Origin of the sequence: Arthrobacter psychrochitiniphilus (assembly GCF_003185915.1) — a bacterium.
GTDB classification, from domain to species: Bacteria; Actinomycetota; Actinomycetes; order Actinomycetales; family Micrococcaceae; genus Specibacter; species Specibacter psychrochitiniphilus.
In genome coordinates, this window is record NZ_QHLZ01000002.1 from 380,209 (window position 1) to 403,372 (window position 23,164).

The following is a 23,164-nucleotide window of genomic DNA, read 5'->3' on the forward strand; positions in this document are numbered from 1 at the left end:
AGACACTACGGGCGGGCCGGAGGCACGGCATCGGTAATTACTACGTATCTTTCACCCGGAGGGGCACCACTGCATGGTTTGGTGCCTGCGAAAAAATCAGGCCAGCGGGGATTGCAAGGCCGGCCAGCGGGCGCTGAGGTTGTCTCCTGAAGATACCCCGCGCAGGCGGCGGCTCACCCAAGGACCCACGTATTCTTTGGTCCAGGCGGCGTTTTCCTTGATGGTGACAGCCGTGGTGCGCACCGGGATGGGCGGCAAATCCGGCAGCGGAATACGGACAGTTTCACCCAGTTGTTCAAGGACCCGGTTGGCCATGTTGATGTGGCCCGGGGTGGACATGTGCATGCGGTCAATGCCCCAGAGACGCCAGTCGTTGTACTCGCGGAAACGCCAGTAGTCCACAAGGGCGGCGCCGTGGGACTCGGCAACCTCGCGGACAAGTTCGTTGTAAACAGCGGTGCGGCCGCGGATGCTGGCGAAGACCTTGGACGAGCTGGCGTCGTACCCGGTGAAGACCAGCAGGCGCGCACCGGTGGCCGCCAATTTGCCCAGCCCGTCGGAATATTTGGCGATCATGGCGTCAATGTCCACCTTGGGGCGCAGGATGTCATTGATGCCGGCGTAAATGGTGACCAGGGTGGGGTTCATGGCCACGGCCGCATCTATCTGCTCAGCGAGAATCTGGTTCATTTTCTTGCCGCGGATGGCGAGGTTGGCATAACCCCAGGACTCTTCCGGGTGGGCTAGGGCCAGTTGCTCTGCGGTCCTGTCCGCCCACCCCCGGACCTGGTTGGGAAGGGCAGGGTCGGTGTCACCCAGGCCTTCTGTGAATGAGTCGCCCAATGCCACGTACCGTGCCGAGAAATCCACGCTGCTCCTCGCCGCCAATCAAGCATATAGCCGATCACCTGCGGTCTTGTTTCGCCAATAAATTAACTACGCTAATCCTATGACTTGGTTCCACTTTTCTAGGGTTCCACTTTTTCTGCGAGTGGGCTCGCCAGCCAGTTTGTGAGCTAGCTGGTACCGCAGCGCCGCAGGAACAAGCGGAACTTATATGAGCCTTTCGCAGATCGGGGCTCCTCGGCTGGGCCGATTTAGGCGACCGTTTCGAGTTCTTCGCCCGCGTGTTCTTCTTCGCGGGCGGCCCGCAGCGCCGCGTATGCTCCTCCGGCGTCCCGCAGCCCTGCCGGTGTGCCCACTTCGGCGAGCAAACCACCGGCGAGCACTGCCAACTGCTCGGCGTCTTCCACCGTGGAAAGCCGGTGCGCGATGATCAGCGTGGTGCGTCCCACCGCCAGATGGTCCAGAGCCAGCTGGACTGCCGCTTCCGTGGTGTTATCCAGCGCCGAGGTGGCCTCATCCAGCACCAGCACCCGCGGATTGCGCAGAATAGTGCGGGCAATGGCCAGCCGTTGCTGCTCGCCCCCGGAGAAGCGGTGACCGCGGGCGCCCACCAGTGTGTCCAGCCCCTCCGGCAGAGACGCAATGAGGTCCGCAATCTGGGCTGATGCGAGCGCCTGCCACAGGGTTGCGTCGTCAGCATCCGGAGCGGCCAGCAACAGGTTTTCGCGGATGCTGGCGTGGGCTAGGTAGCTTTCCTGCGAAACCACACCAACAATTCGCGCCAGCACATCCGGGGCAATCTGGCGCACGTCCACACCGTCAATTGTGACGCGGCCACTCGTGACATCGTGCAGCCGGGGCAGCAAAGAGCCCAGCGTTGACTTGCCGGAGCCGGTAGGGCCAACCACGGCGGTGCTGGTGCCAGCCAACAGCGCAAGGTCGATGCCGCGCAAAACGTCAGCTCCGCCGTCGTACGCAAAATGGACATTTTCAAAGCGAACCTCACCCCGCACTGTGGCGGGATCCAGAGGAACCGGGTTCTCGGGGGCGGTGATCTCCGGAACCATGTCCAGGTATTCGAAGATGCGGCTGAACAGGGCCATGGCGCTGACCCACTGGACGCCGAGGTTCAGTAGGCCCATGATGGGGCGGAAAATGGTGGATTGCAGGGCGGTGAACGCCACGATGGTGCCGATGCTCAGCGTGGTCCCGGGCAGGCCGCCGACGAAGTAGATCAGCGCGGGAATGGCGGAGAAGATGATGCTCATGGTGGCCATCCGCCAGCGGCCGGCCAGCTGCGAGCGCAGTTCCAGGCCAATGAGCCGTTCGGAGCTTTCGGTGTACCGGGCGGCGTCGCGGCCCGTGGTACCGAGCGTTTTGGCCAGGCGCACCCCGGATATGCTCAGCCCCTCCTCGACGTACGTGTTCATGGTGGCGAGCTCGGCCTGCATGGTAGAGGTGATGTCGCGCCGCAGCAGGGCCACGCGGCGGGAGAACCAGACGGCGGGCGGGATCACTAACAGGGACAGCAGGGACAGTTGCGGGGACAGCACCACCATGGCCACCGCCGTGGCAACGGCGGTGGTCACATTGGAGGCAATGCCCGTGGCCGTTGAGGTGATGACTGATTGCATGCCGGAAATGTCGTTGTTAAGCCGCGATTGCACCTCGCCGCTGCGGGTTCGCGTAAAGAATGCGAGCGACTGTTTTTGCAGGTGTGTGAACAGCCGGGTGCGCAGTGTGTGCATGATTTTTTGGCCCATGGCCGTGGTCATCCACGTCTGAATCACGCCGATAAACGCGGTTGCCGCGGCCACGGCAATCATGGCGCCTGCCAGCAGACCCAACAGCTGCAGGTCCTTGGCGGGCAGCGCTTGATCGATGATGCCGCGGACCAAAAATGGTTGCGCCAGTCCAACAATGCTGGAGACGCTGATGAGAAGCACCACGACGGCGATGGTCCCCTTGTGGGGTGCAAATAGTGCCGCGATGCGGTTGAGGCCAACGGGGTGGAGCTGGATCTGCTTCTTGTCCGCAGGGTTGATGCGGGCGGGGCCGCGCATGGTGAAATTTGAGGGGCCGGTGTCTTCACGGCCTGAATTTTGCGAGCGGTTCTTTTGAGGGCGGATGTTCTCCGTCATGGGCGACACCTCCATATGGTGTGCGGGGCACGGGACTCGCGCCAACTCATACAGAGGTTACCTCACTATGTGGTTTCAGGTCAAATTGTTATGCTTGGGCCTATGGCTTCCCCTGACGATGCACCCGAGCTCGGCGAGCTCTTTCACGCCACATTCCGGGGCTTACGCCGCACCTGGTCCGAGCAACTTGCCCCGTGGGGTCTGACCCCGCACCAGTGGCGAGCGCTGCTGACCCTCATGCGGCCCGGAGGTGGCGCCCCGGCCGCAGACTGCACCGGTTCCGGTGATGTGCGGTTAAAGGATTTGGCGCAGCGGCTGCGGATAGCCCCGCGATCGGCCACCGAAGTGGTTGATCAGCTCGAGGCCAAGGGTTTGGTGCGCCGCGAACCGGATCCTGGCGATAGGCGGGCCACACACATTGTGGCCACGGCATCCGGGGACCAACTTTTCGCTAACGTTCAAGCGGAGCGGCGCGGTAAATCCAGCGAATACTTTGCCCGGCTCAACGAGGCGGACCGAACCGACCTGGCCAGAATCCTGTCCCAACTCCCTCACTGACGGGTGCGCTCCCGCACTTTCGGGGCGTTCCCTAGAGACCGTCGGTTACCTTACGGGGGTTTTCACCGCACCCTCCGCACCCAACTACCGTCCCTATCCCAGCAATGGTGCGTTTTCGGCCGACGCTATCCCGGATCGACACGGCGCAGGCACTGGCCACCGATGATGCGGCGCTGGCTCTGCTGCGGGAGCCAGCCACCGTCTCATAGGCAGCCGGGTTCACAGGCCACCGGAACCAAAAACGCACGGAGCATCACCCGGCTGGGCTCAGCCCTGCGGGGGTCCGGGGATATTAACCATCCATGGGACGCCGAATTTGTCCGTGAGTATGCCGAACGTGTCACCCCAGGGTGCTGTGGTGAGCGGCTCGGAAATGATTGCCCCGTCGGCGAGCGCGTCCCACCAGCCTCGCAGCACGGCGCCGTCGTCCCCACTGAGGGAAACGTTCGAATTGGCGATGAAGTCCATGCCGTTGGGGACATCGGCGCACATGATCACAAGTCCGTGCTCGCTGGTCAGCATGCCGTGCATGATCTTGTTTGCCTCGGCGGGGTCCTCAAACATCGGCATCTGCCCATAGGTACTTAGCTCTAGTGTCCCACCAAACACTAAGTGGTAGAACTCCAAGGAGGCACGAGCGCTGTGGCGGAAGTTCAGGTAGGGGTTCGGTCGCACAGTCATGGCATTCCTCCTGCGGGGTGGCGATTCACGGTGACCGTTGAGATTGTCCTCCCCAGGGCTGCCCACGTCACCCATTGAGTGGGATAGCGTTTGTCAGAAACGCCCCGAAAGTGGGATAGCGTTTGTCAGAAACGCCCCGAAGGTGGGATAGCGTCGGTTCTTCGGGTCAGCCGGGGAGCGCTTGGCCTTTGCGCCAATAGCCCATGAAGGCGACGGCGTTACGGTCCATCCCCACATCCCGCACTAAGTAGCGGCGTAGCGTCCGGATGGTGGCCGCTTCCCCCGCAAGCCAAGCGTAAAGCCCGTGGCCGGGGCTTGCGGCCGGGGTCTCCCACAGGATGGAGGCGTCGATGTCCACGTCCTCGGGCTCCTCTCCGCGTTCGCAGGCGGCAGGGGCAATAAGAGCCTCCACATCCGCCACTAACGCCTGACCGTGCGGCTTCTCCCCCCGAGCAAACCAGCGGACCTCAACCCCAGGCGGGACAGCCAGGTCCAGGAAATCCTCGGCGGTGGGCACTTCCAGGACTGCGTGGCCGGTGGCGTGCTCCGGCATGCTTTCCAGGATGGCGGCAATGGCGGGTACGGCCGTTTCGTCCCCTACCAGCAGCATCCGGCGGCCCTCGCCCGGCGCATACTCAATGCCCACGCAATCTCCCCACCGGGAGCACGGACCAATGATCATCATGGGATCCCCTGGCGCGGCAGCCGCGGCCCATTCGGCGGCCGGACCCGAGCCGCCGTCGAGATGCAGCACAAAGTCAACATCCAGCTCGGCCGGAACGGCAGGGCGGCCACCGGCAGCGGGCACCGCACGGCGCAAGGCCCGGACGGTGTAGGTGCGCATAACCCCGCGCACCGACTCGTCCAGGGCGCGCCATTGTGTGTACCAGTCGTTCTGCAGGGAGCCGCGGATATGGCTCAGCTGCGGCAATGCGTGCCCGGGCGAGGGGATCATGACCTTGATCCGCAAATCCAGCGTTTGCCCGGCTGCGTTGGCACCAAACAATGCCAGGTCATCCCCACGGAAGGTGATGCGACGGAAGTGCGAGCTCAGCTGTGCCACCGCACTGACTTTTAGGTCAAACGCCCTGATGGGCCGGATCTCGTCCGCCTGCACGGTGCCGACTTCCCCGTTCTGTTCCTCAACTGCTGCGCTCATGCCTGCACTCCTTCCACTTCGGGCACACTCTCAAGACCCTGCAATTTCGCCGCCGCAGCTTCCGCCAGCAGTGCGGCCCGGCGCCCAATGGGCACCACCATGGGCGTGCCCACCACGGGATCGGCCACCACCACGGATTCAAGCCCAAACACTTTCTGCACCAGCTCCGCCGTCATGACCTTTTCGGGCGCACCCTGAGCCACCACTGCCCCGTCCTTCATGGCAATCAGGTGATCGGCGTAGCGCGCGGCCAAGTTCAAATCGTGCAGCACAATGGCCACCGTAATCCCGCGCCGCGCATTTAATTCCGAGACCACATCCAGCACCTCCACCTGGTGCGCCAAATCAAGGTACGTGGTGGGTTCATCCAGCAGCAGCACATCGGTCTCTTGCGCGAGCGCCATGGCAATCCAGACGCGTTGGCGCTGCCCGCCGGAGAGTTCGTCAATGCTGCGCCCGGCAAGTTCCGCCGTACCTGTGACGTTCAGCGCGGCAGCCACAGCGTCATCATCCGCCGTGCTCCACTGCCGGAACCAGCCCTGGTGCGGACTGCGCCCACGCCCCACAAGGTCGGCCACGCTAATGCCGTCCGGTGCGGTGGGCGTTTGCGGCAGGATGCCCAGCTTGCGGGCCAGGGTACGGGTGGGGACCTTGTGAATATCCTCCCCGTCCAGATGGACGACGCCGGCACCTGGCTTGAGTAGCCTGGCCAACCCGCGCAGCACCGTGGATTTGCCGCAGGCGTTGGCGCCCACAATGATGGTCACCTTCCCTGCCGGCAGTTCCACGTCCAGGTCCGCCACAATGGTCCTCTCGCCGTAGCCTAGCGAGAGGCCGGTGGCACTCAGGGTTGCTACCGGGGGCATCGCATCCGGGTTGTTTGGGCGCATGGCCATGTCAGCCTCCTTGGTTGGCGCGGTTGGTGTAAATGAGCAGCCACAGCAGGAACGGCGCACCGAGCGCACCGGTGACAACACCCACGGGCAGGGACGTTCCGGGTATGGCATTGACGGCGACAAAGTGGGCTGCGAGCACTATTGCGGCCCCCACTAAACCGGATAGAGGCAGCGACGCCGCTCCCCCGTTCAGCCGCTTGGCGATGGGTCCGGACAGGAACGCCACGAAGGCAATGGGCCCGGCAGCCGCCGTCGGCAGTGCCGCGAGCAGCACGCCGAGAATGGTCAGCAGCAGCCGGGCACGCGGCACATTGAAGCCCAGGCCCGCGGCCGTATCACCGCCCAGCGAGAGCCCGCGCAGTTCCCGCGAACCCACCGCCACGAATGGTGCCAGCACCACAAGGGCAATGGTCAGCAGGCCCACCCGCTCCCAGTTGGCGGAGTTCAGCGAACCGGTCAGCCACACCATGAGCTCCTGCGCATTGCTGACGTCCGCGCGCGACATTAAGAACGTGACCACGGCCTGCATGAATGCTGCAGCGCCGATCCCGATCAGGATCAGGCCTGTGCCGCCACGCCTCCGCGCCAGGGCCGTGATGACCAGGGCCACCAGTAGCGCACCGATGATCGCGGCCACCGAAACACCCGCCCCGCGCACCCCGAACAGCACCACGGCGGCAACCGCGGTGGCACTTGCCCCGTAGCTGATGCCAATGATGTCCGGGCTGGCAAGCGGGTTGCGCAGCATGGTCTGAAACACGGCACCGGCCACGCCGAACGACGCCCCAGCCAGCATTCCCAACAGCGCCTGCGGCAGCTTGTTTTCCATGACGATAAAGCTCGCCCCGGGGATGGTCTTCCCGCCGAGCATGGCGAAGAAGTCGGGGATGGTGACGGTGTAGCTGCCGAGCAGGATGTTCACGGCCAACAGCGCAAACACCAGAGCAGCCATGGTGCCCATAAGGCAGGCACGACGCCGGCGCGGCGCCTTCCGCGCATCCCTCACCCAGGCGCCACCCACCACAGTGGACGCAGTCTTGCCATGCCCTTTGACAGCAGTCTGGACACTCACAGCTCTGCCTGCTTTCCACGCCGCACCACGGCAATGAACACCGGGGCACCAATGAGCGCGGCCAGAATCCCGGCAGGCACCTCACTGGGCAGCAGAATGACCCGGCCCACAACATCGGCAGCCAGCAAAATGGCGGGTGCGCCCAGCAGTGAAAGCGGCAGCAGCCAGCGGTAATCCGGGCCCACCAGTCCGCGCAGCAGGTGCGGAACTACGAGTCCAATGAACCCAATGGGGCCGGCGAGCGCCGTCGCGGAGCCGCAGAGCAGCACAATGCCGACGGCGGAAATGGCACGCCCCAGCCCTGGCCGGTGGCCCAGACCGCGGGCCATGTCATCACCCAGTGCGAGCATGTTCAGCAGCCTTCCCGTGCACAGCAGGATCACGACACCAACGGCCACAAACGGCAGCACCGCCACCACTGAATCCCACGACTTCCCGGCCAAGGCGCCCACCTGCCAGCGGCGAAACAGCTCCAGCGAATCCTGGCTCGTGACCAGCATGGCGCTCATGAGCGAGCCCATGCCGGCCGCAATGGCAGCCCCGGCCAGGGCGAGTTTCACAGGAGTTGCGCCGCTGCGACCCAGACTGGCCACGGCATAAACCACGACGGCGGCCACCGCGCTCCCCGCAAAGGCGAACCACAGGTAGCTGGAGACGTTCGCAGCACCAAGGAAGAAGATCCCGGCCACCACGGCCAATGAGGCGCCGGCATTGATGCCCAGAATGCCCGGATCGGCCAGCGGGTTGCGGGCCACGCCCTGCATGGAGGTGCCGGCCAAGCCCAGTGACAGGCCAACAATGAGCCCGGCCACGGTTCGAACAACACGCGAATGCACAACAGCATGGTCGCCATTGGCCGGATCAAAATGGAACAGCGCATCCAGCACCGTGCCGGGGGCGATGCTACGTGCGCCGATGGCCAGCGACACCAGGGCCACCACGCCCAAGACGAGCACCAAGGCAGTCAGCCACAGCAGGCGTCGGCGCGTGCCAAACGTCTTGGCCGGCACCGTGGAAAAACGCTGGCTAGAGCCCTGGCTGGCGGCAGTTGTGTGACCCGGGGTGGGCACAGCGGCAGCGGCGAAGGGCACGGAGGCTGGCTCCGGCGTCGTACCTTCCTTCACTGACACTGCTGCGCTGGCCATAAGATACGGCCCTTAAACCTTCTCGGCAGCGGTGTTGATCTGCGGCAGGAACGCATCCAGCGCCCACGGCAGGCTCAGCGGTGATGCAGCAGAAATAGCCAGGGTGAGGGTTTGATCGGAATCGGCCACGAAGGCGCCCGTCTTCACTGCCGGGATCTGTCCCAGCAGTGGGTCCTTCGCGATGACTTCCTTGGTTTTGTCATCCGGCACCCAGCTGACAAAGACGTCGGAGACCAGCTCGTTGGCCTTCTCAGCGGACCAGGGGAGGTAGAAGTTTTTGGCGCCCTTTTCCGCCTCTACAACAACGGGAGCCAATTCCATGCCGATGCTGGTGAGGAACTTGGGCCGGTTGTCGCCGGAGAGGTAGACGTTGACGCCGTCGGACTTGGCCGGCTCAAGATTGCCGTAAATGAACGTCTTGCCCTTGATGGCGGGGTACTTGGCTGCCTGCTCGGCAACGGTCTTTTCCGTGGCACCAATGAGGTCCTTGGCGGCCTGCGAGCGGCCCAGGGCTGCACCGATCATGGTGGTGGAATCCTGCCAAGCGGTGGCGTAAGGGTCCTTCGGGAAGGCGATGACGGGGGCGATTTTGCTGAGTTTGTCGTAGTCTTCCTGCGTGATGCCAGAGTAGGCGGCAAGGATCAGGTCCGGGCTGGTCTTGGCAATTTCGGTGAAGTTCACGCCGTCGGCCTCGGAATACTGTACGGGCGCCTTTTCGGTGCCAATGGCGGCGCCGAGCTTCTCCAGCGCGGCATCCTTCCACGGCGCCGAGCCCTGGGCATTGCCGCCCCATTCATTCGTGGGCATGCCAACGGGGACCACACCCAGGGCAATGACAATATCGTCATTGACCCAGGAGACGGTGGCGATGCGCTGCGGGGCGGACTTGATGAGCGTCTCGCCGTAGATGTGCTTGATGGTGACGGGGAATTTATCCGCTGCGGCCTGCGTGTCCTGCGGCTCAGTTCCACCCACTGCGCCCGTGGAACAGCTGGCCAAGCCAACTCCCAATACGGCGAGCGATGCGCTCAGACCCAGCTTGAGACCCTGGCGGCGAGTAAATTCCATAGCACTTCCCATTCCGTAAACCCCCAAAACTACGCTCGCCAGAGTTAGGCAAGCCTTAGCTACGTTACGGCACCTTGAAGTGATTAGGCAACATTTTGCTGGCCTATTTGACGGTCGGGGCTTGGTGGTGGCAAAAACTCGGGCATTTTTACGCTGAAATGTGCCTAGCATCACGCTCCCGAGTCAGCTGGACGGCACCTCAGGGATCGGCGCGGCAATTAGGTGCGGGTTGAGCCGGGCGCAACGTCCAATGGCTCTCATCCAGCCCCTGTACCAGCTTGCGGCCAATGCGGGCCAGGTCAGCAGCGTCCTTCGTGCTCAGTTGATCGAACACGCTGGCCCGCACGGACTCCACATGAAGTGGCGCCAAGGCCCGAATGAGTTCCATCCCTGACTCCGTAATGGATGCCTCGGTTACCCGGGCGTCCTCGGCATGGACGGAACGCTCCACGAGGCCGCGGGCCTGCAACTTTTTGGCCACATGAGATAAGCGTGAAAGGGATGCGCTGGTGCGGGCGGCCAGTTCACTCATGGGCAGCACCTGCGCCTCGGTCTGCGCCTCGGAGAGCATGGCCAGGATGTTGTACTCAAAAAGAGAGAGCTTAGCTTCCCGCTGAAGCGCCCCTTCGAGCGTACCTGGCAGCAGTGTCATTACGGACAACAGGGAGAGCCACGCGGCGCGCTCCTGCACATTCAGCCAGCGGGGCTCCGTGTTTGTCATGGCGCCATCTTTTCACGCCTCGCCCAACAACACGGACACCCCCCCGCGCCCTCAACACTGCACACGCTCTCAGGCATCCATGGGACGCGTTGGCGCAGTGCCCGCTCCGAACGGCCGACCTCCCAGGGCTTCACGCCCGTGCGCCGTGGCCCAGCCCGAGGTGTCCGGACCAACCGGGACAATCTGTGTGGGGTTCAGATCCGTGTGGACAATGTAGTAGTGCGCTTTGATCTGCTCGAAATTCACGGTGTCACCGAACCCGGGGGTTTGGAAGAGATCACGGGCGTAGGCCCAGAGGACGGGCATCTCGGTGAGCTTGTTCCGGTTGCATTTGAAGTGACCGTGGTAGACGGCGTCAAAGCGAACCAGCGTAGTAAAGAGGCGCACGTCTGCTTCCGTAATGCTCTCACCCATGAGAAAACGCTGGGTTGCCAGGCGCTCCTCGAGCCAATCGAGCGCCGTGAACAGGCGGCTGTAGGCTGCCTCGTAGGCTTCCTGGCTACCGGCAAACCCACAGCGGTACACGCCGTTGTTGATCTCGGTGAAGACCCGCTTGTTGACTACTTCCATCTCCTCGCGCAGGGCTTCCGGGTACAGGTCCGGGGCGCCCTCACGGTGGAATTCACTCCATTCTGTGGAGAAATCGAGGGTGATTTGCGGGAAGTTGTTGGTTGCCACTGCCCCGCTGGGTATATCCACCATGGCTGGGACAGTGATGCCGCGAGGATAGTTGGGGGTGCGTTTGAAGTACGCTTCCTGCAGACGTGCAATGCCCAGAACCGGATCAACCCCGCCTTCGTCTAGATCGAAGGTCCAGGAGCGGACATCATGAGTGGGACCGCACACACCGATAGAAATGGCATCTTCAAGGCCCAAGAGGCGCCGAACAATGGTGGAGCGGTGCGCCCACGGGCACGCTCTAGAGACCACCAACCGGTAGCGGCCAGCTTCAACGGGGTAGCCATCAGCGCCATCACGCGTAATACGGGTTTCAATATAATTGGTGTCCCGCGTGAACTGTGCTCCCGTCACGTAGGCGCCCTTGGTGCTGAATTCTGTCTCGTTTTTGGTGCTTTTTGTGGCCATAAAATTAGCCTATGCCCCAGCTATCCAATCCGGCCACACCTACCGCTCCGAATAGCTCATGAACCCCTCCCGCGATGTTTGCTGCCTGAATCCATCCGGGGTAAGTTCGCTGTCACAGACAATGACTCTTTACTCTGAAATTTTCCCTTGCCTATGATCTATTGGCAGAAGCTAAGCATCAGCAACAGTCAGGACTATCCATGGCGCCACAAGAAGCCACGGCAGCAACGCACGGCACCAGCATCTCCGCGCGGGAAACCATCGGCAAGGCAGGGCGTGCCATGGTTGAATTTCACGGCGTCAGTAAGATCTATCCGGGTCAAGCCGCCGTTGAGGACCTCACCCTGAGCGTGGATACGGGCAAAATCACTGTCTTTGTGGGCCCGTCAGGTTGCGGGAAAACCACGTCACTGCGCATGATCAACCGCATGGTGGAACCCACTTCCGGCACCATTACAGTGGGCGGGCGCGATGTCAGTAGCATCCCCGCCCATGAGCTGCGCCGTTCCATGGGCTATGTCATGCAACAAGCAGGGCTACTCCCCCACCGCACAGTCATCGATAACGTCTCCACCGTGTTGCGCCTGAACAAAGTGCCGCGGGCGCCCGCCCGCCAACGCGCCTTGGAGCTGCTAGAAACCGTGGGGTTGCCTGCCTCGATGGCAAAGCGCTACCCCAACCAACTCTCCGGCGGACAGCAACAGCGTGTTGGAGTGGCCCGTGCTCTGGCCGCCGATCCTCCCGTGCTACTCATGGATGAACCCTTCTCCGCGGTGGACCCGGTGGTCCGTGCAGAGCTCCAACAAGAACTACTCCGGCTGCAGCGAGAACTGGCGAAGACCATCATCTTCGTCACGCATGACATTGACGAGGCCACCATCCTTGGTGACCGTGTGGCTGTTTTTGCCACCGGAGGCAGGGTTGCTCAATATGCGCCGCCCGAAGAAATCCTGCGCGCCCCCGTGGACGACTTCGTGGCCAACTTTGTTGGCCGTGACCGCGGCTTCAGGCACCTTTCCTTCAGTCCGGGCGCCTCCACACCCGTGCACCCGGCACCGCTTTCAACAACACCGCAATCCGGCTGGACTCTGGCCGTAGATGATGAGCAGCGGCCGCTGGGCTGGCACGCCCCCAGCACGTCCGCCAGTCCCGGTAACGCCAAAGCCACCACGGGCCTGATCCCCGGCGGCTCCCTATTCCGTGCGGGCGATCCCCTTCGCAACGCCCTCGACGCGGCGTTGTCCTCCCCCTCCGGGCTGGGAGTTGCCGTTGATAGCGAAGGGCGCGTGACCGGCGTCGTCCTTGCCTCCGAAGTGTTGGCAGCCATTGAGGCCGCCCGGGAAGGCCGGCTCTGATGGACTGGTTCCTGGCAAACCTGCCGCAGGTGCTTAACCTGACCGGCTACCACCTGATTCAGTCCGTAGTGCCGCTTGTTTTGAGCGTCATCATCGCGATCCCGCTCGCGCAGCTGGCCCGCTTGAATAAGGCCGTAGGCGCAACCATTCTGTCCGTGGGCTCCCTGCTGTACACCATCCCGTCGCTGGCACTGTTTGTGATTCTGCCCAGCATTCTTGGCACCAAAATACTGGACTTCGCCAACATCATTGTTGCCCTGACCATCTACGCCGTAGCCCTGCTGGTCCGTTCCACACTGGACGCGCTCAACTCAGTTGAGCGCACCATCCGCGAATCCGCCACCGCCATGGGCTACCGGCCGCTACAACGCTTCCTCACGGTGGATCTGCCGTTGTCAATCCCGGTGTTATTTGCCGGTTTGCGCGTTATCTCCGTCAGTAACATTTCCCTTGTCACGGTGGGTTCACTGCTGGGCATCCCCAGTTTGGGTTTCTTCTTCACAGATGGATTGCAACGCAATTTTCCCACTGAAATTGTGGTCGGAATTGTCATTACCCTCATTTTGGCCTTGCTCATGGACGTGCTTTTGGTGCTCTTGCAGCGCTTGCTGACACCGTGGTTGCGGGCCAGCAAGGCGTCCCCGCAGACCATGGAGGTGATCGCATGAGTGCCACAGCAATGCTGCTTCCGGCCACGAAATACACTGCTTCTGGCGCTTTCGCCCAGGGCTGGCAGTGGCTCACCGATCCGGTTAACTGGCAAGGACCCATGGGAGTGCCCACACGCGTGTTGGAACAACTGGGTTATACCGGACTGACCTTGGTAATTTCCTTAGTGATCGCGGTTCCGGTGGGCCTGTATGTGGGGCACACGGGCAGGGGGCGTGCCATCATCATTGCCCTCGCCGGCATGCTCCGGGCCCTGCCAACTTTGGGTGTCATGACATTGTTTGCCCTGATTGCCACCTCCACCTTGTCTCTCATGCCAGCCATTTGGTCACTGGTGTTGTTGGCGGTGCCGCCCATTGTGAGTGCCACCTATGCCGGAATTTCCTCCGTTGAGCGGGACTTGGTTGATGCCGCACGCAGCATGGGCATGACCGAGCCGCAGATCCTCTTCGGAGTAGAGGTACCCAACGGGCTGATAGTGATGCTTGGCGGCTTCCGCTCAGCGGTCCTGCAAGTTGTTTCCACAGTGGCAGTGGTGGCACTCTTGGGCCTTGGCGGTTTAGGCAGGTACATCATTGACGGCTTGGCGGTGCAGGACTACGGTCAAGTTCTTGGCGGCGCAGTGGTAATTGCCGGGTTGGCCATAGCTTTGGACGGGCTACTAGTCTTGGCCCAACGGCTTATTGTTTCTCCCGGGTTGCAGCGTTCCGCCGCTCCCACCCAAGTGTCGGCACCACAGGCACAGCTGGCAGAACCGGCACCAACCCGTTAGTCACGTCGATTTATGCAGTCTCATCTAGAGGAGTTAGAACATGAACAAGCACTTGCGACCCACCCGCCGGGCCATCCTGGGGGCGGCAGCTGGCCTCTCCGTGGCACTAGCAGTGACGGCTTGTGGCGGCGGAGATCCGCTGGCCAGTGACAGCAGCGCACCCGCTGGCGGTGGCGAATCGGTAGTTGTGGGCTCCGCCAACTTCCCCGAAAGCGCCACGGTGGCAGAAATTTATGCCGGCGCAATCAATGCCGCAGGCGTTACCGCCACCACAAAGCTGAACATTGGCGCCCGTGAGGCCTACATCACCGCGGTTAAAGACGGCTCCATTGACATCATCCCGGACTACAGCGGGAACTTGCTGGGCTATTTTGATGAGAACACCAAGGCCACCACGGCCGAAGAGGTTCTCGCTGCCTTGCCGGCTGCCATGCCCGAGGGCCTCTCCGTGCTGAATGCCGCCAAGGCAGAGGACAAGGACGCCATGGTGGTCACCGCAGAGACCGCCGCCAAGTACAAGTTGACCTCCATTGAGGATCTGGCGAAGGTGTGCAGCGAGCTGACCATCGGTGCCCCTCCGGAATTCGCCACCCGCTCCTACGGGCTCCCCGGCTTGAAGGCAAACTATAACTGCGTGCCAAAAAAGTTCACACCGATCAGTGACGGTGGCGGGCCGCTGACGATCAAGGCGCTCCTGAACAATGAGATCCAGGTGGCAGACATCTTCACCACGTCCCCTGCCATCCCGGCCAACAAGTTGGTGGTCCTGACCGACCCGAAGAACAACTGGCTGGCACAGCAAGTTCTGCCCGTGATAAAGACCGCCTCGGTCAATGACGCAACCAAGAACGCTTTGAACAAGGTTTCCTCCCTCCTGACCACGGAAGATCTGATCAAACTCAACGATCAGGTGAGCGGCACAGCGAAGATGGACCCTAAGGATGCCGCGGCACAGTGGCTCAAGGACAAGGGCATCACCAAGTAAGGAACTCTCATGGCCTCCAAGAACAAGCCCGAAACTGTTGATGTTGTGGTGCTCGGCATGGGTCCGGGCGGCGAATCGGTTGCCGGTGAGCTGGCTGCCGCGGGCTTGTCCGTGGTGGGTGTTGAGGCCCGGCTTGTGGGCGGGGAATGCCCGTACTATGGCTGCATCCCGTCCAAAATGATGATCCGGGCAGGCAATGTCATGGCCGAGGCGTTGCGTATCCCAGACCTCGCCGGAACCGTTGAGGTGGCACCGGATTTCACTCAAGTGGCCCGGCGCATCCGTACCGAGGGCACCGATAACTGGGATGACACGGTAGCCGCCGAGCGGTTTACGGCCAAGGGCGGCGTGCTGGTGCGTGGCACGGGCCGGCTCACTGGTCCCCGTGAGGTCACTGTTTCCACGCACGACGGCGGCCACCGCACCTTCCGCGCCAGGCTAGCCATAGTGCTCAACCCGGGCACGAATCCTGCGGTTCCGGAGGTGCCGGGCCTTGCTGGGACGCCGTTTTGGACTAACCGGGAGGCGGTCCAGGCCGCGGATGCCCCTGCCTCCATGGTTGTGTGGGGCGGGGGACCCATCGCTGTTGAGTTGGCACAGGCCTTCACCCGTTTTGGCACCAAGGTGACCATGGTGCTGCGCGGGTCACGCCTGCTCACACGGGAGGAACCGGAGACCTCCGAACTGCTGGCCTCGGTGTTACGCAACGAGGGCGTGAAGATCCTGACAAATAAGGCGCTCACGTCGGTGACGCATGCGCAGGGCCGTTTCCAGCTGAGCTTTTCCGACGGCATCTCCCCCTCATCTCTGCGGGCCGAGCAACTGCTCGTGGCCACCGGACGCGCCCAGGCTCTGGCAGAGGTGGGCCTGTCAGCGGCAGAAATCAGCTGGGATCTAAAGGGCGCCCCCGCGCTCGATCAGTACCTACAACTAGCGAATGGGCTCTACCTGATTGGTGACGCTGCAGGGGCCGGAGCATTCACCCACATGTCCATGTATCAAGGAAATATTGTTGCAGGGCACATCCTGGCCCGCCATTTAGAACAAGCGGACCGGGGCACCGCAGACAACCACGCCGTGCCGCGCGTGACGTTTACGGATCCGGAGATCGGCGTAGTGGGCCTGACCGAGAGCCAAGCCCGGGACGCCGGCCTGTCGGTGCGGGTAGGCCTGACAAAGGTGAGCGAGTCCGCCCGCGGCTGGATCCATGGCGCAGGCAACGACGGATTCATCAAGGTCATTGAAGACGCCGATGCGGGAGTTTTAGTGGGCGCCACTTCTGTGGGGCCCATGGGCGGGGAGGTGCTGTCCATGCTGACACTGGCCGTGCATGCGCGGATCCCCGTCTCCACGCTGGAATCCATGATTTACGCCTACCCCACGTTCCACCGGGCCATCCCGGAAGCCCTCAAAAACCTTCACTGATGCTCCCGTGCAGCATGGACTAGACGCTGGGGCACATCGCCACAGTGACCATGGCAGCAGTGGCAATGGCAGCAGTGGCCATGGCACCAGAGGCAATGGCAGCAGATGCGGAGCCTGGAGATCAGTTGCCAGCTAATAACACCTGGCGGACGGCTGCGCTGAGTTGCATGGCCCGGCCGGTGGTGGAGCCTTCCTCATTCCAGGCTGGCACGTAGCCAAATCCAATCCCGTACAGCGGGTCAGCGTAGCCCAGTGCTGCGTTGGCGCCATCGTGGCCGAAGGCTTGGGCACTGCCAAAGTCCATGCGCGGGTGGGCTTTCATGAACGTGATGGCGAAGGCACCAGTGTCGCAAAAGACCCTGTCCAGCCCCCACACCTGTTCCTGGCTCATGAGGGCAATCGTTTCCGGGGTTAGATAAGCCGGCTGGCCCTCAATTCCGGTGATGGCACCCGCATACACGCGGGCCAGCCCGTCAGCGGAGCCTACGCCGGCTCCGCTGCAACTGCCTGCGGCCCGGACGCTGCGCACATTGGGCAGTTCCAGTAAGTTTCCTGCCTGCACATTGCCGGAGACTCCAGCAAGGCAGAACGGGTCAAAAAAGGCCGGGGGAGCCTCCTCATCAAAGAGTACGGGACGGAAACGTGACTCTTCCGACTCCGGCAGCCCCAGGAACATGTCGGCGGCGAAGGGCACACGGATGCGGCGGTTGTACACGTCCTGCAGCCGCTCCCCCGAAACCCGGCGGCACAACTCCTCCAGGAACACGCCCATGGTCAGCGCGTGGTAACCAAACGTGCCGCTGCCAGGGCGCCACATGGGTGCCATGGCGGCCAACCGGGCAGCGACAGCGGGCAGGTCACTGTATTCCTCCATGGCGAAGCCACCCTGGGCCCCCACCAATCCCGCCTGGTGTGAGAGCAGTTGACGCACCGTCACGGACGCCTTGCCGTTCTGCGCAAATTCGGGCCAGTAACTAGCAACTGTGGCGTCCAAATCCACCAAACCGTCCTGGACCAGCAGGCTGAATGCCAGGGCGGAGACGCCTTTAGAGCAGGAGAACACGCCCGTGAGGGAATTGGCAGAGGAATCCGGGCCACCCACCAGGTCCACTACTTTCTCCCCCGCAACGTAGACGGCCAGTTGCGCACTGTAGCGAGGGTCGGCGTCGAGCATGGAATCAAAAAGTTCACGAACGCTGGTGAACTTCTCTGTGGTCAAACCTTGGGATGCACCGGCGCCGCGTGGCAGTGAATGTGTCATGCCTCCACTCTAAGGACTTCTAGACACTTATGGGCAGCAATGTCCCGGCACCATCCCCACTCGGGGCCGGCCGGTGCGCCCGCCGTGAAACGCCCTGAGCTCTCCCCGGCACCACCGGCCCCGAAGGTTGGGCCACAGTCCGGCGTCGGCTCGCGGCAGCCGCGGAGCAGGAGCCGGGGCTCAGCATTCACTATGGGAATGAGGCCGTGAAAATCGGGCAGGGCACCGATTCGGCGTGGGCCGTTGATGCCGGGGGCGCCGCGGCGACATCCGGCTCGGTGCTGACGGGCACCGCAGCGACATCCGGCTCGGTGCTGACGGGCACCGCAGCCTGGTCCGCCAGCATGTGGACCCGGGATACCCGGATACCCGGATGCGTGGATACCCGGATGCGGGGTACACGATCTGGACCGGGAAAGCACCCTTTGAGGCGGCCCCCCGGATGGCAGCAGGGACACAACTATATGGACATGAGCTCCCTGCCGAACCAGGACGGGGCCATGATCGTGGGAGAGACGAAGACCATCGCCGAATATGTCCCGCGCCGGGTTCGACACGGGGCTGGGGGATGCTCAATCCCTAGGCGAACTCACTCTCCACGGGGTGATCGGGCGGCGCGGCAGCCAAGTCCGCAGCGCCTACGAGCATCAGCGGTTGCCAACGGCACAAAGAATGCTCCGGTCAGGACAAGGTTTTGCCGCCACCCTCAGGGGCGGTTCGGACAGCTGAAGCCACCCGCGCGTGGCGCCGCACTAGACTGGCCGTACCGAGCGAACAATTCCCCTCCCGGAAGGTTTTTTGCCCATGCATGACAAGCACGCCTTGATTCAGGACCGGCTCAAGCGAGTCCTCACGGAGCGGATTGTTCCGGCCATCCACACCCCCGTTGCGCCGCTAGAGTTACGCGCCTGGCATGTGGAGGGCGGGCAGGGCGAACCTGTGGCACCAGCCATCGCACTCGGGTTGAGTGAGAGCACTTTGCCGGACGACGCCGGACACCCGGCTCGCGCGGAAGCCCCACCTGCCGCTGAGGTCGTTTTTGAGCCATTCGCCGTGGGCCAGGCGTGGGGTCCACCGTGGGGCACCAGCTGGATTCATCTCACGGGCACTGTCCCCCAAGAGGCGCGCGGGCAACGGGTGGAGCTCGTGGTGGACTTAGGCTTTAGCCAGTCGTGGCCCGGCTTCCAGGCCGAAGGTCTAATTTACCGTCCCAATGGGGAGACCGTGAAGGCCCTGAACCCGCTGAACACCTGGGTGCCCGTGGATGGGATCGCTCCCGGAGCGCCGGCGCAGGGCGGGGAGGAAATCGATCTCTATGTGGAGGCGGCTGCGAACCCGTTCGTGTTCACCGACAACCCGTTCGTCCCCACTCCGTTGGGCGAAAAGTTCACGGCCGGGGACACCCCGCGCTACACCATGGCCCGCGCCGACATCAACATTTTCCACACCGAAGTGTGGGAGTTGGTCCAAGATCTTGAGGTGCTGGACCAGCTCCAGCAGGAGCTGGATTTGGGCAATCCCCGGCGTTGGGACATCCTGTACGCTCTGGAACGCGCGCTCGACGCCGTCTCCCTCACCGACATACCCGGCAGCGCTGCCGCGGCCCGGGCACATCTAGCGGCTGTGCTGGCCCAGCCGGCCAACGCCAGCGCGCATCAGATCACCGCCATTGGGCACGCGCACATTGACTCGGCGTGGCTGTGGCCCGTGCGCGAGACCGTGCGGAAGGTGGCCCGAACGGCGTCGTCCGTGGTGAAGCTGCTGGAAGATAACCCGGAATTCCAGTACGCCATGTCCTCAGCCCAACAGTACGAATGGCTCAAGGAGCAACGCCCTGAGGTCTTCGCCAAGGTCAAGGCCGCCGTGGCAGAGGGCCGTTTCATCCCCGTGGGCGGCATGTGGGTGGAATCGGACACGAACATGGTGGGCTCGGAGGCCATGGCCCGGCAGTTCACGTACGGCCAGCGCTTCTTCCGTGAAAATTTTGGCATGCAGTGCCAGGAGGTGTGGCTGCCGGATTCCTTCGGTTACTCGGCAGCGCTGCCACAGATTGTGAAGCAGGCCGGGGCCAAGTGGTTCCTGACGCAGAAAATCTCGTGGAACACCGTGAATAAGTTCCCGCACCACACCTTCAACTGGGAGGGCATTGACGGCACCCGCGTGTTCACGCACTTCCCGCCCGCGGACACGTACAATTCCCAACTTTCCGGCGCCGAGCTGGCGCATACCGTGCGGAATTTCCGCGACAAGGGTGCTGCTAAAAATTCGCTTATCCCGTTTGGTTGGGGCGACGGCGGCGGCGGGCCAACGCGTGAAATGCTGGCCCGGGCCAAGCGCACCCGTGATTTAGAAGGCTCACCTCAGGTCACCATCGCCAGCCCGGCAGAGTTCTTCACGGCAGCCGAGGCCGAATACCCTAATGCCCCTGTGTGGAAGGGTGAGCTGTACCTTGAGCTGCACCGCGGCACCTACACCTCGCAGGCGCTGACCAAGCAGGGCAACCGGCGCAGCGAACACCTGCTGCGTGAGGCCGAGCTGTGGAGTGCCACGGCCGCGGCACGCTCACTCATCGCGTACCCCTACGACGAGCTGGATAGGATCTGGAAGCTGGTGCTGCTGAACCAGTTCCACGATATCCTCCCCGGCTCCGCCATCGCGTGGGTGCACCGCGAAGCTGCTGAGCAATACGCCCAGATCGCCAAAGACCTCCAGGCAGTCATCTTTGCGGCGGTGGACGCCTTGGCGCCCCTGACTCCCCAGGCAATCTCGGAGCTGACGTCCGGGCCGCCCACTGAGAAGGATTTCGACACCGCACTGCACTTCAACGCCTCCCCCTACCCCCGCCGCGGCATCGCCCCACTCAGCGCGGGCGTCCCGGACACGGCCACCGCGGAGGTGACGGTGGAGCGGGACGGCACGGGCGTCGTCGTACACAACGGGCTGATCACGGTCCGGTTCGGTGCGGACGGTGTCATTAATTCCATTGTGGATGTGGCCGCGAACCGCGAGCTGGTGCCGGCTGGTCAGGGCGCCAACCTGCTGCAGCTGCACACCGACTTCCCCAATATGTGGGATGCCTGGGACATTGACGCCTTCTATAAGAACACCGTCACGGATCTTCGCGAGCTGGATTCGCTGGAGGTCACCATGTTGGGCAGTCAGCCGGAGATCACCATTAAGCGCAGTTTCCGGGCCTCGCACATTACCCAGCGGGTGCGGATCTCCCCGGATTCCAAGGTCATCACCGTGTACAACGAGGTTGATTGGCGGGAGCAGGAGACGTTACTCAAGGCCGCGTTCCCCCTCGATGTGCACGCGGACCATGCCCGTTTTGAGACCCAGTACGGGCACATTCAGCGTGCCACGCATGAGAACACGTCCTGGGACAACGCACGTTTTGAGGTGTGTGCGCACCGCTGGGTCCATGTGGGCGAGCCCGGATTTGGCGCAGCGGTCATCAACGATTCCACCTACGGCCACGACGTTTCCCGCCACCCCGGTACCAACGGCTCCAGCTTCACCACCGTGCGGCTTTCCCTGCTGCGCGGGCCGCGCTTCCCCGATCCCACCACCGATCAGGGGCAGCATTCCTTCACGTACGGGCTGGTGGTGGGCGCCGAGGTGGCCGACGCCGTGGCTGCCGGCTACGCCATGAACCTGCCGTGGCATGGCGTACCGGGCGATTGGACCGGCCGCCCCATTGAGCCGCTGGTGCGCACGGATTCGCAGTCCGCCATCATCGAGGCCGTCAAGCTGGCCGATGACCGCAGCGGCGACGTCATCGTGCGTCTGTACGAACCGCTCGGTGCTCGCGCGCAGCTGACCCTGAGCGCGTCGTTCGCCGTGGCTTCCGTGGCGGAGAACAACCTCCTTGAGCAGCCGTACGCATCCGGATCCCTCACCGTGGGCGCCCCCGGTGATCCCGGCGCAGCCGGCGCTCCCGGAGATCCCGGCACATCTGGCAACCCCACCATCACGCTGAAGCTGCGTCCCTTCCAAATTCTCACCCTCCGTCTGCAGAAAGCTGGCCAATGAGCCTCCCTGTTTCTCCCTCCGCACACCACGCCGCACCCGCCCGCAAGATGCCTTTGCGTTGGGGTGTGAACTACACCCCGAGCGAGGGCTGGTTCCACTCGTGGCAGGATTTCGATCTGGATGCGGTGCGGGCCGATTTTTCCTCGATCGCCAAGCTGGGACTTGACCATGTGCGCATTTTTCCGCTGTGGCCGCTATTGCAGCCCAACCGGTCGCTCATTCGCCCGGCAGGTATTGCCGATGTGGGCGCAGTGGTGGATGCGGCGGCCGAATTTGGCCTAGACGTCTCGGTGGACGGGTTGCAAGGGCACCTTTCAAGCTTTGATTTCCTGCCGTCCTGGGTGACGAGCTGGCACCGGCGCAACATCTACACCGATCCGCAGGTTGTGGCTGCGGAGGCGGCACTCATCACGGCTCTGGCCCAGGAGGTCACCTCCCGCCCCAACGTGCTCGGCATGACGGTAGGTAATGAGACCAACCAGTTCGCGGTGGAACGCCACCCTGACCAGCAAGTCACCTCTCCGGCAGAGATGGGCGAATGGTTCACAACCCTGCTCGCGGCCGCCCGCAAGGCCTGGCCCACCGGCATGCATCAGCACAGCTTTGATGACAACGCCTGGTTTGTGGACAGTTGCCCCGTCACGCCGCGCCATGCCGCAACCCTGGGCGATGCCACCACGGTGCACTCGTGGGTGTTCGTTGCCGTGGCGCACCTCTTCCCGCAGGGCCACCCGGCCAGGACGCTCTTTGCCGATTACCTGGTCCAGCTTGCCGACGCCTACGCCGAGAATCCCGCCCGGCCCATCTGGCTGCAGGAGATCGGTGCCCCTTATCCAGCGGTGCCCTTCGACGGCGCGGCCGACTTCCTGGAGCAAAGCCTGCTTCCTGTGCTGGACACCCCCAACCTATGGGGTGTCACGTGGTGGTGCTCGCACGATGTCAGCCGCAAGCTGGCCGATTTCCCTGAGCTGGAATACACGCTGGGCCTTTTGGATTCGGACCGGCGCCCCAAACCCGCGGGCCTGCGCCTGGCTGAGCTGATTGCCGCCGAGAAAGCCAACCCCACGGCGCCGCTACAACGCACCACGGCGTTGTCCTTCGATCCAGGCGATGAGGCCACCGGTGTTGGGCGTAGCATTGCGGACCCTTCGGGGGAGCTGTTCACGGCCTGGCTGGCGCGCGCAGCGTCCGGCACCAAGCCCACCCTGGTCCGTTCCACCAAGACCTCCGACGCCGATTACCTCGCCGCCCGCGGCATCACCGACGTGGTCAACTAGAACGGAAGGGAC

At 63.2% G+C, this 23,164-nt stretch carries 19 protein-coding genes; 8 read left to right on the plus strand and 11 right to left on the minus strand.

Features of this window, described 5'->3' with window-relative positions; genetic code table 11:
* Nucleotides 1-96 precede the first annotated feature (96 nt).
* Together CVS29_RS05085 and CVS29_RS05090 are read right to left on the minus strand one after the other, a co-directional pair.
* Complete coding sequence (locus CVS29_RS05085) at nucleotides 97-870, minus strand: SGNH/GDSL hydrolase family protein (RefSeq protein ID WP_110105238.1); 774 nt, start codon at nucleotides 868-870, stop codon at nucleotides 97-99.
* Between the two features lie 227 nt (nucleotides 871-1,097).
* Nucleotides 1,098-2,909, minus strand: a complete 1,812-nt coding sequence (locus CVS29_RS05090) for an ABC transporter ATP-binding protein (protein ID WP_245932079.1) — start codon at nucleotides 2,907-2,909, stop codon at nucleotides 1,098-1,100.
* Between the two features lie 180 nt (nucleotides 2,910-3,089).
* On the opposite strand from CVS29_RS05090, the gene CVS29_RS05095 reads away from it, so the two are divergent.
* Nucleotides 3,090-3,545 (plus strand): MarR family winged helix-turn-helix transcriptional regulator, encoded by a 456-nt coding sequence (locus CVS29_RS05095; protein ID WP_245932068.1) that lies wholly within the window; start codon nucleotides 3,090-3,092, stop codon nucleotides 3,543-3,545.
* A gap of 267 nt (nucleotides 3,546-3,812) precedes the next feature.
* On the opposite strand, the gene CVS29_RS05100 is transcribed toward CVS29_RS05095, so the two are convergent.
* From CVS29_RS05100 to CVS29_RS05135, 8 genes are all read right to left on the minus strand, one after another.
* Nucleotides 3,813-4,226: a VOC family protein gene (locus CVS29_RS05100; RefSeq protein ID WP_110105241.1), complete on the minus strand. Its 414-nt coding sequence runs from the start codon at nucleotides 4,224-4,226 to the stop codon at nucleotides 3,813-3,815.
* A gap of 166 nt (nucleotides 4,227-4,392) precedes the next feature.
* Nucleotides 4,393-5,385: a siderophore-interacting protein gene (locus CVS29_RS05105; RefSeq protein WP_110105242.1), complete on the minus strand. Its 993-nt coding sequence runs from the start codon at nucleotides 5,383-5,385 to the stop codon at nucleotides 4,393-4,395.
* Nucleotides 5,382-6,281 carry an ABC transporter ATP-binding protein gene (locus CVS29_RS05110; RefSeq protein ID WP_245932069.1) on the minus strand — a complete coding sequence of 300 codons (900 nt, stop codon included), beginning with the start codon at nucleotides 6,279-6,281 and terminating at the stop codon, nucleotides 5,382-5,384. Before CVS29_RS05110 ends, CVS29_RS05105 begins: the two co-directional genes overlap by 4 nt.
* A 1-nt stretch (nucleotide 6,282) precedes the next feature.
* Nucleotides 6,283-7,242, minus strand: coding sequence for a FecCD family ABC transporter permease (locus tag CVS29_RS05115; RefSeq protein WP_110105356.1), 960 nt, complete (start codon nucleotides 7,240-7,242; stop codon nucleotides 6,283-6,285).
* Nucleotides 7,243-7,349: 107 nt separating this feature from the next.
* On the minus strand, nucleotides 7,350-8,498 hold the full coding sequence (locus CVS29_RS05120; RefSeq protein WP_110105243.1) for a FecCD family ABC transporter permease: 1,149 nt from the start codon (nucleotides 8,496-8,498) through the stop codon (nucleotides 7,350-7,352).
* Between the two features lie 12 nt (nucleotides 8,499-8,510).
* A complete protein-coding gene (locus CVS29_RS05125; protein ID WP_245932070.1) occupies nucleotides 8,511-9,566 on the minus strand; it encodes an iron-siderophore ABC transporter substrate-binding protein in 1,056 nt (351 codons plus the stop codon).
* A 199-nt stretch (nucleotides 9,567-9,765) separates the two neighbouring features.
* Nucleotides 9,766-10,287: a MarR family winged helix-turn-helix transcriptional regulator gene (locus CVS29_RS05130; RefSeq protein WP_110105245.1), complete on the minus strand. Its 522-nt coding sequence runs from the start codon at nucleotides 10,285-10,287 to the stop codon at nucleotides 9,766-9,768.
* Nucleotides 10,288-10,356: 69 nt separating this feature from the next.
* Nucleotides 10,357-11,373 carry a glutathione S-transferase family protein gene (locus CVS29_RS05135; RefSeq protein WP_110105246.1) on the minus strand — a complete coding sequence of 339 codons (1,017 nt, stop codon included), beginning with the start codon at nucleotides 11,371-11,373 and terminating at the stop codon, nucleotides 10,357-10,359.
* 281 nt (nucleotides 11,374-11,654) lie between these two features.
* Here CVS29_RS05135 and CVS29_RS05140 point away from each other — a divergent pair, with 281 nt between their 5' ends.
* The 5 genes from CVS29_RS05140 to CVS29_RS05160 are packed head-to-tail and all read left to right on the plus strand — an operon-like array spanning nucleotide 11,655 to nucleotide 16,579.
* A complete protein-coding gene (locus CVS29_RS05140) occupies nucleotides 11,655-12,728 on the plus strand; it encodes an ABC transporter ATP-binding protein (RefSeq protein ID WP_110105357.1) in 1,074 nt (357 codons plus the stop codon).
* Nucleotides 12,728-13,396: an ABC transporter permease gene (locus tag CVS29_RS05145; protein ID WP_110105247.1), complete on the plus strand. Its 669-nt coding sequence runs from the start codon at nucleotides 12,728-12,730 to the stop codon at nucleotides 13,394-13,396. The genes CVS29_RS05140 and CVS29_RS05145 overlap by 1 nt, the downstream gene beginning before the upstream one ends.
* Nucleotides 13,393-14,169, plus strand: coding sequence for an ABC transporter permease (locus CVS29_RS05150; protein ID WP_110105248.1), 777 nt, complete (start codon nucleotides 13,393-13,395; stop codon nucleotides 14,167-14,169). The genes CVS29_RS05145 and CVS29_RS05150 overlap by 4 nt, the downstream gene beginning before the upstream one ends.
* 40 nt (nucleotides 14,170-14,209) lie before the next feature.
* The gene (locus CVS29_RS05155; protein WP_110105249.1) at nucleotides 14,210-15,154 is read left to right on the plus strand and encodes an ABC transporter substrate-binding protein; all 945 of its coding nucleotides are present in this window, start codon (nucleotides 14,210-14,212) and stop codon (nucleotides 15,152-15,154) included.
* A 9-nt stretch (nucleotides 15,155-15,163) separates the two neighbouring features.
* Nucleotides 15,164-16,579: a dihydrolipoyl dehydrogenase family protein gene (locus CVS29_RS05160; protein ID WP_110105250.1), complete on the plus strand. Its 1,416-nt coding sequence runs from the start codon at nucleotides 15,164-15,166 to the stop codon at nucleotides 16,577-16,579.
* Nucleotides 16,580-16,700: 121 nt separating this feature from the next.
* On the opposite strand, the gene CVS29_RS05165 is transcribed toward CVS29_RS05160, so the two are convergent.
* Nucleotides 16,701-17,840, minus strand: a complete 1,140-nt coding sequence (locus CVS29_RS05165) for a serine hydrolase domain-containing protein (RefSeq protein WP_110105251.1) — start codon at nucleotides 17,838-17,840, stop codon at nucleotides 16,701-16,703.
* Nucleotides 17,841-18,644: 804 nt separating this feature from the next.
* Here CVS29_RS05165 and CVS29_RS05170 point away from each other — a divergent pair.
* Complete coding sequence (locus tag CVS29_RS05170; protein WP_110105252.1) at nucleotides 18,645-21,875, plus strand: alpha-mannosidase; 3,231 nt, start codon at nucleotides 18,645-18,647, stop codon at nucleotides 21,873-21,875.
* The gene (locus CVS29_RS05175; RefSeq protein ID WP_245932071.1) at nucleotides 21,872-23,152 is read left to right on the plus strand and encodes a glycoside hydrolase 5 family protein; all 1,281 of its coding nucleotides are present in this window, start codon (nucleotides 21,872-21,874) and stop codon (nucleotides 23,150-23,152) included. Before CVS29_RS05170 ends, CVS29_RS05175 begins: the two co-directional genes overlap by 4 nt.
* The last annotated feature ends 12 nt before the right edge of the window (nucleotides 23,153-23,164 follow it).